Raw genomic sequence first — 10463 nt, forward strand, 5'->3', positions numbered from 1 at the left:
CGTAGCGCGCGCCGTCGACGGCGTCAACGCGAAAGGTGTCGTCCTTCTCAGTTGAAAACCTTGTGGCTGTGCCGTCAATGCCATAGACGCGACGCACAATCGCAACCGCATCGAATTCATTCAGACGTGGGAAGCTGACCGAGAGGCCGCTGGCCAACAGGGCGTCGGACTCGACCGCGGGCCTGGAGTATAAGCCTTGCGAATGACTGGGGCAGCATGAGTGAGCCGGGGCGGGAAGAGATGACAGCAATATCGGGAATCAATTTCGCGCTGCGATCGGTCTGAGGACAGCCATCAGCGCCATAGCTCGATGTGCGTCCGCGGCCACCGTCGATAGGCGGCCACGGTAGCGTCGAACGCTTACACACCAAGCTGTTCGGCCAGTTCAATGATGCTCTTGACCGCCGTGTAGCCATATGCCGGTGCTTCGGGTTCGTGGCCGCGCAGCACGTGAGCCTTGTGGACGATGCCAAGGTCGTGCGCGGTCATGAGGTCGTAGCGCGGGCTAGACGAGACGTGCAGGATTTCATGAGGCTGGACGTCGAGCTTCTTGAACATGTATTCGAAGCCCTGCATGCGCGGCTTATAGGCGCCTGCGTCTTCCGCCGTGATGACGGCATGAAACGGCGCCCCGAGCTTTTCGATATTGCTCATGATCTGCGCGTTATCCGCATTGGTCAGCCCAACCAGCTTGTACTTCTTGGCGAGACGCGAGAGGCCTTCAGGAACGTCCGGGTGCGGACCCCATGTCGGCACCGCCAAGTAGAACTGTTCGGCCTCGGCTTCGATGAAAGGCACGCCGGTGCGCTCGCACGTGCGGCGGATGGAGTTGTGGACGACATTGCGATATGGCTTCCATGCGCCGAGCACTTCGTCGAAACGGAAGGCCTTGAATAGCTTGATGAAGTTCTCCATGGCGTCGCCCTGCAGGCGGTTGCCGTAGATTTCCCGCGCCTTGTCGGCCATGCGGAAGTTGACGAGGGTGCCGTAGCAATCGAACGTGATGTATTTCGGTTCGAAGTCGATCATGTCTTCAATCTCGATGAGTGGTGAGTCCCGAGGGACTCTGGAATCAGGTGCCCGCCGCGAGCCACTTCGGGCAAGTGCCGATAGCAATGTCGGTAGGTGAAATTTAAGCAGGAATGAGTCTGCGAATACGCCGAATTGACTGGTGCAAACAACAAATTTCACGCTATTTTTGAGCGGCGTCGCGGCAGTTCATGCCGCGTGAATTGCTGCAATGCACGGCATCGAAGTCAAGTAAAAGGATCGTCCTATCGTCATCCCCGCTGGCGGCGCTATCATCCGTCCTGGCGCACACGCACCGACGCTACGGCAGCGTGTGGTCGTACGCCTATGCAGGCAAGAGAAGCAGGCGCAAGGCCAGCAACACCACGACAACGTTCAGCAGCCTTTCCATCCATTCGTCGCCCCTTTTCAGCGCGTATCTTGCCCCCGCCGAAGACCCGATAAGGGTGCCGACCACCAAGGAAAGACCGAACTGCCAATTGATGATCTGGCTGAAACCATAAACCGCAAGCGAGCCGAGCGAGATGACGAGGCCGCTGATCTTGCGGGTGCCGACCGATTCGCTGATGGTCTTGTTGAAGATCAAGATGAATACGTACGTTGCGAGCTTTGCCTGACCGCCGAAAAAGCCACCCACCATCCCGATGAGCGTGAACAGGCCATATCCGAAGGCAGCACGCGCCTTGGAGACCGGTTCGTGAACGGGTTTGGGCTTCTTGGTGAGTGACAGAATCACCATCAGCAACGTGAGAATGCCGATGACCTTATGCAGCGTAGCAGCGTCAATCTTGAGCAAAAACGCTGCGCCGCAAACGGACCCGACGAGGCCGAGGAGTGCGGCCGGCACTGCAAGCTTATAATCTACCTTCCCCTGCCGATGAAACTCGCGCGCCCCAGCTACCATGGTGCCGACTGAAGCGACGCGCGCTGACGCAATAGCAGACTGGGGCGCGATGCCTAGCCAGATCATGATTGGGACCGTCAGAAAGGCGCTCCCTCCTGTGTTGGTTCCGATGAAGCCGGTCAGCAGGCCGAGCGCGAACAGGAATACAGTCGTGGCGAGTTGGCTGTGCAATTTGATCTGCCGAAAATTTCATAAGCGGTTGTTGGCCCGCGATTAAAGCAAAACTGCTTGGCGGCCAAGGAATTGTGGTTCCATCCAGTGATAGCAATGCTCATTTCTCGAGGCAGCCGTCACGTGCAGCTTGGATTTGTGCGTAAAGCTGTTCGAGCCCGCTACTGGGCGCCACGCGTCGGTGATCGCCGAAACAGCGTGACTGCGCGTTATGACGTTTTCAGACTTGATGCTCGATGCCAAGTTCAGAAAATTCGCGCCCGCGCGTGTGCCAAGATATCCGCTGTGGGCAATGCGTTCCGGACAGCTACCACCCTTTTGAATTCTTGCTGACGACCGCTACCTCTTTTCTCGCTGTGGCAGGCAGCAACGACTAGAAGCAAAACTAGTCCCAGGTGTGCATCGGACGGCGCCCTGGGAATAGGCCTCCCCATCTTCGACCCAGTGCGGATTCTTCGCTGATTTGCTTTTGTGGGCAAATGAGATAAAGTGTGCCGAGCTGACAGAAAAACTTTCTGTCGTGGGCGCAACAGAAGGCGATGCCCTCTACCGAACGCTTCAAACTGAAACGTCGGCTCTGAAGGGGCAAGGCCTGGAAGCTTGCGAAGCGATGCATGTGGGTGCCCCGTACTGGGAGCACTACCATGCATTGGTCCCGCACGAAAACGTCACTAGAGACAGGCCCTGGGATAACCCTCGGCCCTTTTTACCCTTGAACTCCCAATGAAGTTTATCTTTGCGTGAAGGGTCCCGTACATCTCAATGCGCTTCGTGCGTTTGAAGCGAGCGCTCGGCACCAAAGCTTCTCGTCTGCGGCAGCGGAACTGAATGTGACCCCCGCGGCAGTGGGTCAATTGGTTCGCTCGCTCGAAGAGTGGCTCGGTACACCATTATTTCATCGAGGATCGAGCGGCCGTTCCCGCCTTATTCCAACCGACACGGCCGAGCGAGCATTGCCGGATCTTCGCGCAGGGTTTGACAGACTTTCGCTCGGACTGAGCCGCTTGCGCGAGGGTTCTAGAAGTGGCGTGTTAACGGTCGCAGTTAGCCCAGCGTTTGCAGCGAAGTGGCTGCTGCCGAGGATCGAGCGGTTTCACGAAAGGTGGCCCGAGACCGACGTGCGGCTTGATACGAATCTCAAGCTGGTCGACTTTACGGCTCAAGGTATTGATATCGGAGTGCGATACGGTCGGGGGGCATGGCCGGGCCTCATGTCCGAGAAGTTGATGGACGAAAAAATTTATGCCGTTTGTTCGCCCACGTGGCTCGCCAAGAACGGCAGGCTCAAGGCGCCTAATGACCTGGCCGGCAAAGCACTGATACACGATCTGTCCGTGGACGGTCACCTGGGATTTGCATCTTGGAGCGATTGGCTTCGGCGGGCGGGGGCGGAGGGCGTCGATGCAAGGCGCGGCATGCGGATCAACAATTCGGCTGCCGTGCTGCAAGCGGCGGTGGACGGTCATGGCGTAGCGCTAGCGCGGAGCGTGATGGCCCGCGACGACTTGGCCGCCGGCCGGCTCGTCCAATTGTTCCCAAAAGTAAAGTGGACGTCTGAACTGGCTTACTACATCGTTTACCGCGCGGAGTGCGCGTCTCTGCCCAAGCTTGTTGCGTTCCGCGAGTGGTTGATTCAGGAGGCAGCATCGGCGCAGTAACGGGTCATTGCCTCGCGTCCTAACGACCCTTTGTGCCCCGAAGCGCGTGATCAAACGCCCGGTAAGGAAGCTGGGGCCATACATCGCGACCGCCGGGCTAGAACCTCAGCCCAGCGGTCGGCGTGACGATTCATGGGCGGCGCCCACGAACATGCGTTATTTCTTACGCATGACTAAGACCATCCTGAACTTGACATCACCGCTCTTAACTTTCCCGTAGGCGGCGAGCGCGTTTTCCAGTGGCATGGTTTCTATCATCGGCCGAATGTCGGTCAGCGCGCTGAAATTCAGCGCTTTTTCGTTCTCATAGGGAGTACCAGTCATTGACCCGACGACGCTCCTTTCTCCGGAGACCAGTTGGCCGCTTGGGATCGGTAACGGATCTTTGCCTACGCCCAGCACAATGAGTCTGCCCTGTGGCGCGAGGCCCCCAATGCACGCGGATACGGTGGCGGCGTGGCCTATCGTAGTGACGATAGCTTGCGCGCCTCCCATTTCCTTGAGTTTGGCCATGGCGTCATCTTCATTCGTGTCGATGTAGACATGCGCCCCCAGTGCCAATGCATCATCGACAATGTCCCGCCCGCGCCCGATGGCCACGACTTTGAAGCCCATTTTGCGCGCGTATTGCAACGCCATGTGCCCAAGTCCACCGATCCCAAGCACGGCCACGAGATCTCCCGCTTCGGCCCCTGACTTCTTGAGTGCATTGAAGGTGGCAAGGCCCGCGCACAGGATGGGCGCCGCCTCCTCGGAGTCGAGCTCGTCGGGAATCGAAACCAAGCCGGTGCTGCGAGCGATCATCACTTCGGCGTAGCCGCCATCGGACGTTACGCCAACGACCGGCTGATTCCGACAAAGCTGAAATTCCCCGCGTCGGCATTGGTCGCATTCGTTGCAGTGGCCGCCGAGGCGGCCCACGCCAACGCGCTGGCCCACCTTCCAGATCGCGGGTACTGCCGCCCCGATGGCAGCGATTCGTCCGATCACCTCATGTCCTGGCACGCGCGGCTGCGATGTGGGATCGGCTCGATCGATCTGGCCGATGTCGGCGCCGCAGATTCCGCATACCTCCACCTCGATCAAAACCTCGCCGTGCCCCGGGGTCGGCCTCGGTCGTTCGACCAGTTCAAGAAATCCAGGCCGGCTCAACTGCATTGCTCGATATGTACTGTTCACGTTCGTGTCTCAAAGAGTAGGGGGACTAGACGATTCCTGGTTGCGGCGACTGGCTATTGCACCCCGACGCCCAACCGTCCGCAGCCGCCGCATGGATTGCCTCGCGTACGCCGATGGTTGCCGCATCGACGGCGCCCGCCAGATAGCCCGGAAATCGGGCAGACCATTCGCTGGCGATTCCCGCCAGACGCCCATGCCACAGCCCTGACGCGACGGTCGCCTTCGGCGCCGCGCCGTGTCCTGCTGTGCCGTCGAGGTCGACCGCCGTCGCGGTCAGAGGATCGGTGGCCCAGTCTTTGATTAGCTCTGCTTTGGGCCGCTCAGCCTCTGCGCCGAACATCCGCTTGAACTGCGCTCGACAGTGGAGCAGCAACTCTTGCTGCGGCACACGCTTGCGCGTGCGGGCGGGAATGCCGAAGAAGCCGAACAGTGCGGCACTGCCGCCCGGCATGGAGGCATCGTGGATTTCCGCGAGCGGTCCGACGGCGCTTCGGGCCTCGCCGGAAAATCCTCGATCGCGCCAGAATGGCCTATCGTAGACAGCGACATATTTGGCGTGCGATGCCATCCACGTGGCCGTAGTGCTCCAGGCGCGCGAGATCGAATCCGGCAATGCCGGCGTGAAGTCGATCGTGGAAGTCGCCAAGCGCGGCGGAACGGCGAGCAACACGAATTGCACGCGGTAAGTGATAGGCCGTTCGTGCGAATCCTCGGCATCCATTTCGATTTGTTGACCGACATGGCGGACGCGCTTGACCCTGTGACCGACATAGAGCCGGTCCTGCGGCAGCTTCTTGCGCAGCGCCGCGACCAGCATGTTCATCCCACCCACAAGACGCATCGACGGCGGCGATGCAGCGTAGCTGGAGTCGACGCGCAAAGGCCCCTCGTGCGGCGATCGCTCGATGATCATGCTGCCGACGTCATCCTGTTCGAACCGTTCAAGTGCTAGACCGCCGACGAGACGATCGAGCTGAGGCTGCAGCTCTGGCCAGAACCACGTTGGCCCTAAGTCAAAGCGGTCGAAGGTATGAGATGTGTCGTGGTCTGATTCATCCGTTCCGGCGGGGGACACCGAAAGAATGCGACCGCCAAACGTTGAGCGGGCCTCCAACAATACGTAGTCTTCGATGCCCTGTTGCTCGAGAAGAAGCGCCGCATAGAGACCGCTCAGCCCACCCCCGATAATGGCGACGCGCGCTGCTGTCATGCCTATGCCTCCAACGCCCAATCAGCCAGGTGACCGGCCTTGAGGTAGCAGGTCGCTCCTTGTGGGCCGGCGATGATCTCGGGACAGTCGCCCACGGGTAGTCGAACCCAACTGCCCCGATCACAGGACCGTTTGCCAACTACTAGATTTCCGGTCAATACCAGCAATTCGGCGCCGTCTATCTGGCCTTCAAATAAGGCTTCACCTGGCGACAAGCGTTGCAGACAAACTTGTTCGGTATTCGACGAGAACAGCGGGCATACCTCGCGCCGACCTTGGTGCTGCCAGAATGCGGGATCGCGTGTGTCGATGCGGACTCGGTGGCGGTCTCCGGGGTGCATTTGCCGAAGCTTGACGAAAATGACCGCGCCCTCGGCGCTGGACGGCCGATGGATTGATCCTGGCGGATTGCGCAGATACCAGCCGGCCTGATAGTGCTCGTCGCGCTCGGAGAAGGTGCCGGACAGCACGAAGATCTCCTCTCCTCGCGGGTGTGCATGGTCAGGGAAATGTGAACCGGCTGCGTACCGCACGATGCTGGTCGCCCGGGCTTGCTCCTCGCCAATCCTATCGAGCATCACGCGCTCGACGCCGCTCTGCGGGGAGGCGACCCAGTTGTACTGGTCTGGTGTGACGACGATCCGCCGCGAAAAGTCTGCATTTACAAGCATGGATGTCTTACCGCAAGCGCCGATTATGAACGGCCGGCTTACCCGCTATCGGCAGCCGACCGCGTACAGAGGTGACTCAGGTATTCGTATTGACCAATTGCGCGTGGGCTTCGAACACGTGCGCCGTGTAGACCAGGGCAGGTCCGGCGTTCATTGCGATTGCCACGCTCAGCGCTCGCTGTGCGGAGATCAGGCGACTTGGTAGATACGCACATCCGGCGCTGCATCCAGCAGGGGTTTGAGACCGCCGACCACGTCCGCGGTGAACAACTCGCTCTGCAAGTAGGCATTCGCGTTCGCTGCGCTATCGAAACCGTGCAGCACCTGCACGTCCTCATCGCGCACCAGCAGTTCCTTCGACTTCGCGCCGGCGATGGTGTTGAGGAAGGGGGCCTTGTATCTTTCGTAGACCCCTGCGGCAGCGGCCCGATTGGCATTCGCGACCTTGAGAGTAATCTGCAGATAGACCATTTTGTTGCTCCTGTCCTGTTTAGGCAGTGGGTGACCTTCGTGTTCCGCGATAGCAGTGCGATGAACCGGTAGCACGACGCCGATAAAAGTCAGCGTACGGAAAAAAACGATTCACATCGAGCCGAAGCGATGCTGGCTGCCTGTCCCTTCCGTGGCGCTGCAGGTCGCGGATGTGAATTCTTCACTGATTTAGACGTCCCCGCAAACGAGATTTAATATCGCGGACAGAAAGAAAAAATTTGCAGCCGGTAGATTTTCCATCTTTCCGGTCTCTGCCACTCCATGCCGGACAAAGAACCCAGCCGGCGCTGAATGAGTCCTGCAGAGGAGGGGACGCTAACTCGCAGGTATCGCTGTCGAATGCCATAGCCGACCGTTCGCCTCCCTTCTCTCGCCGGTTAGATCACTTTGCACGCTACCTTCGGCTGACGCCCATTTCTCGCGCGATAGCCATGAACCCAGCGATATAAGCGATTTCTTCCTCTCCGCGGCGAACGCCAAGGTTGATACTCTTGTTGATGCCGCGCTTGCCAAGTCGCACTGAACGAACCGGCAGTCCCGCCCCTTCTTCATGAACGAGCCAATCGGGCAGAACCGAAACGCCACGTTCCGCCGCGACGAGCTGGAGCATCAGATCGGTGGCTTCGGCAGTTCGGTGATTTTTCGGTTTGCAATGAGCGGGGATAAGGAACCGGGTGTAAATATCGAGCCGTTCCTCACTCACGGGAACCGTGATTAGTTCCTCGCCGAGAAGATCTCGTGGCTGCGCGAACGCACGCGTGGCCAAGGGGTGCCTTTCATGCACCACAAGAACCAGTTCGTAGTCGATAACAGGTGTGAATCGGATGTCCGGTAAGTCGATCGGATCGGGCGTGACGAGCAAGTCAATCTCATGGCCGAGAAGCGCTGCGATGCCGTCGAATCGAAACGCTGTACGCACATCGAAGTCGACGTCCGGCCAGGCCGCAAGATACGAAGGCGTAAGCCGCGACAGCCACTTTTGGCAAGGGTGGCACTCCATGCCGACGCGCAGCGCGCCACGCCTACCCTCAGCGAAATCGATAAGAACCCGTTCGGCGTGATCGATTTGCGGCAACACGCGTTGCGCTAAGGCGAGCAAATACTCCCCGGCTTGCGTGAAGCGGAGCGCCCGGCCGCTTTTCGTCCAAATCTTGACGCCGTGCTGCTCTTCAATCTTCCGGACCATGTGCGAAAGCGCAGACTGCGTGACGTTCAGCCGCTCAGCAGCGGCAGTGACACTGCCCAAACGATCGACCTCCAGCAGGACGGCAAGTTGTTGACGGTCTAGCATCTATGATCTCCGCTCATGTATCCATGAAAACATACCATTTCTGTTCATGGACGTGCGTTGCTATTCTGACCGAAATTCGAGGCCGCATCCCACGCGCGCCGCTCAACTGAAACAGGAAGGAAATGTGAACGCATACACCGCAGCGATGAATGAAGGCGCTACCACGGGCATCGGCGCTTGCGTATTCGATCAGGTGGCGGATCGTAGGAATTCGAACTCGATGAAATGGGCGATCGCGGAAAAACTGCTGTCGGCCGATGAAGCGGAAGCGCGGCCGCTGCCCATGTGGGTCGCGGACATGGATTTCCGTGCTCCCCAGCCCGTGATCGATGCACTTCATGAAGCGGTAGAGCACGGCATCTTCGGGTACCCCGGCGGTGCGACCGATAGTTACGTTAATGCGGTTGTAGACTGGCAAGCGAGGCGATTCGGCTGGGAAGTACCCAAGGAATGGGTGGTGCAGACGTCCGGCATCATCACCACGCTGAAGACGGCCGTACAAGCGTTTTCCGCGCCAGGCGATTCAGTGCTGATTCAGCCGCCTGTCTACGCCCACTTCCACAACGACGTATTGATGAACGGCCGTCATCTCGCACTTGCTCCCCTGGAGCGTAGCGAGACGGGCTATCGCTTCAACGAAAAGATCTTCGAAGCGGCGATTCGTGACAACACAAAACTCTTCATCCTGAGCCATCCGCACAATCCAACGGGCAACGTATGGTCGGAAGACGAGCTGCGCGCGATGGGCGAGATCTGTCTGCGCCATGGCGTCCTCGTTATCTCCGACGAGATCCACCAGGATCTGATTATCAACCCGACGAAAAAGCACATTCCCTTTGCTTCGCTAGGGGACAAGTTCGCGCAAAACAGTATCACCTGCACGGCTCCCAGCAAGACCTTCAATCTGCCCGGTTTGCAGAGCGCAAACGTGTTCATACCGAGCCGACGTGTGCGTGACGAATTGCTCAGGCAGTACGACAGAAACATGTTCCCGCTGGTGAATACGCTTGGGATGGTCGCCGCCGAGGCAGCTTATGCGCACGGCGAGCCGTGGCTCGAGGAGATGCTGATTTACCTCCGCTCGAACCATATTCACTTCCGAAGCGCCGTGAATGAGGCGACGACGAAGATCGAGGTTCTACCGGCGGACGCCCTGTATCTGGCGTGGATGGATTGCCGTGCGCTCGGGATGGATGCGACCGCACTCGATAAATTCATGCTGACCAAAGCGCGCCTTTGGCTCGATAAGGGACAAAAGTTCGGCATGGAGGGACACGGCTATATGCGGGTGAACCTCGGCTGTCCTCGTGCCACGGTGGACGAGGCGATTCGTAGGCTTGCAGCAGTTGTTGCGGGACTCTGAGCGGCGAACAAGCGCACTCATAGCATTTATTCCTATTACACTGGAGACAAAATCATGAAACTTAAAAAAGCGGTTTTCGTGGCCGCGCTGTCGGTATCTGCCGCATGCGCATCCTTCGCCGCTCATGCGCAAGATCTGCTCGACGCCGTCAAGGCGCGAGGTACGTTAATGATCGGTATGGAGGGAACGTATCCCCCGTTCGATTACCGCGACTCGCAGGGCGCCCTGCAGGGTTTTGACGTCGATGTCGCCAAGGCGCTCGCCGCGAAGCTCGGCGTCAAGCCGGACTTTTATACCGGCGAATGGTCGGGCCTGATCGGCGGGCTGCAAGCCGGCAAGTTCGATGTCGTCATCAACCAAGTGACGATCACCCAAAAGCGGCGCGAGTCGCTTGATTTCAGCCCTCCGTATGCGTACTCGGCGGTCCAGGTGTTGGAGAGGAAGGACGACAAGAGCGAGTATCAAAGCCTCGACGAACTGAAGGGTAAGCGGGTT

The 10463-nt window shown here is 59.0% G+C and carries 10 protein-coding genes; 3 read left to right on the forward strand and 7 right to left on the reverse strand.

All coding sequences use genetic code 11. The features are described 5' to 3' along the window. Window positions 1–360: 360 nt before the first annotated feature. On the reverse strand, window positions 361–1029 hold the full coding sequence (locus ACTHL0_RS06920) for a haloacid dehalogenase type II (protein WP_440565922.1): 669 nt from the start codon (window positions 1027–1029) through the stop codon (window positions 361–363). A gap of 325 nt (window positions 1030–1354) precedes the next feature. Continuing rightward, window positions 1355–2104 (reverse strand): sulfite exporter TauE/SafE family protein, encoded by a 750-nt coding sequence (locus ACTHL0_RS06925; RefSeq protein WP_440565911.1) that lies wholly within the window; start codon window positions 2102–2104, stop codon window positions 1355–1357. A gap of 740 nt (window positions 2105–2844) precedes the next feature. Here ACTHL0_RS06925 and gcvA point away from each other — a divergent pair. Beyond that, window positions 2845–3762: a transcriptional regulator GcvA gene (gene gcvA, locus ACTHL0_RS06930; protein WP_440565912.1), complete on the forward strand. Its 918-nt coding sequence runs from the start codon at window positions 2845–2847 to the stop codon at window positions 3760–3762. A 156-nt stretch (window positions 3763–3918) separates the two neighbouring features. Here the strand turns inward: gcvA and ACTHL0_RS06935 are convergent, their stop codons facing one another. The 5 genes from ACTHL0_RS06935 to ACTHL0_RS06955 all read right to left on the reverse strand — a co-directional run bounded on the left by ACTHL0_RS06935 (window position 3919) and on the right by ACTHL0_RS06955 (window position 8605). After that, on the reverse strand, window positions 3919–4941 hold the full coding sequence (locus ACTHL0_RS06935; protein WP_440565914.1) for an alcohol dehydrogenase: 1023 nt from the start codon (window positions 4939–4941) through the stop codon (window positions 3919–3921). Window positions 4942–4966: 25 nt separating this feature from the next. Further along, window positions 4967–6151, reverse strand: a complete 1185-nt coding sequence (locus ACTHL0_RS06940) for a flavin monoamine oxidase family protein (protein ID WP_440565916.1) — start codon at window positions 6149–6151, stop codon at window positions 4967–4969. A gap of 2 nt (window positions 6152–6153) precedes the next feature. Further along, window positions 6154–6822 (reverse strand): cupin domain-containing protein, encoded by a 669-nt coding sequence (locus ACTHL0_RS06945; RefSeq protein WP_440565917.1) that lies wholly within the window; start codon window positions 6820–6822, stop codon window positions 6154–6156. Window positions 6823–7011: 189 nt separating this feature from the next. Beyond that, window positions 7012–7293 (reverse strand): hypothetical protein, encoded by a 282-nt coding sequence (locus tag ACTHL0_RS06950; RefSeq protein ID WP_440565918.1) that lies wholly within the window; start codon window positions 7291–7293, stop codon window positions 7012–7014. 415 nt (window positions 7294–7708) lie between these two features. Further along, a complete protein-coding gene (locus tag ACTHL0_RS06955; RefSeq protein ID WP_440565919.1) occupies window positions 7709–8605 on the reverse strand; it encodes a LysR family transcriptional regulator in 897 nt (298 codons plus the stop codon). Window positions 8606–8750: 145 nt separating this feature from the next. Here ACTHL0_RS06955 and ACTHL0_RS06960 point away from each other — a divergent pair, with 145 nt between their 5' ends. Continuing rightward, window positions 8751–9968: a MalY/PatB family protein gene (locus ACTHL0_RS06960; protein ID WP_440565923.1), complete on the forward strand. Its 1218-nt coding sequence runs from the start codon at window positions 8751–8753 to the stop codon at window positions 9966–9968. A gap of 54 nt (window positions 9969–10022) precedes the next feature. Next, window positions 10023–10463 (forward strand): transporter substrate-binding domain-containing protein (locus ACTHL0_RS06965; protein ID WP_440565920.1); only part of this gene is annotated, 441 nt, incomplete at its 3' end.

The organism is Trinickia sp., assembly GCF_051961175.1.
Taxonomy (GTDB): domain Bacteria; phylum Pseudomonadota; class Gammaproteobacteria; order Burkholderiales; family Burkholderiaceae; genus Trinickia.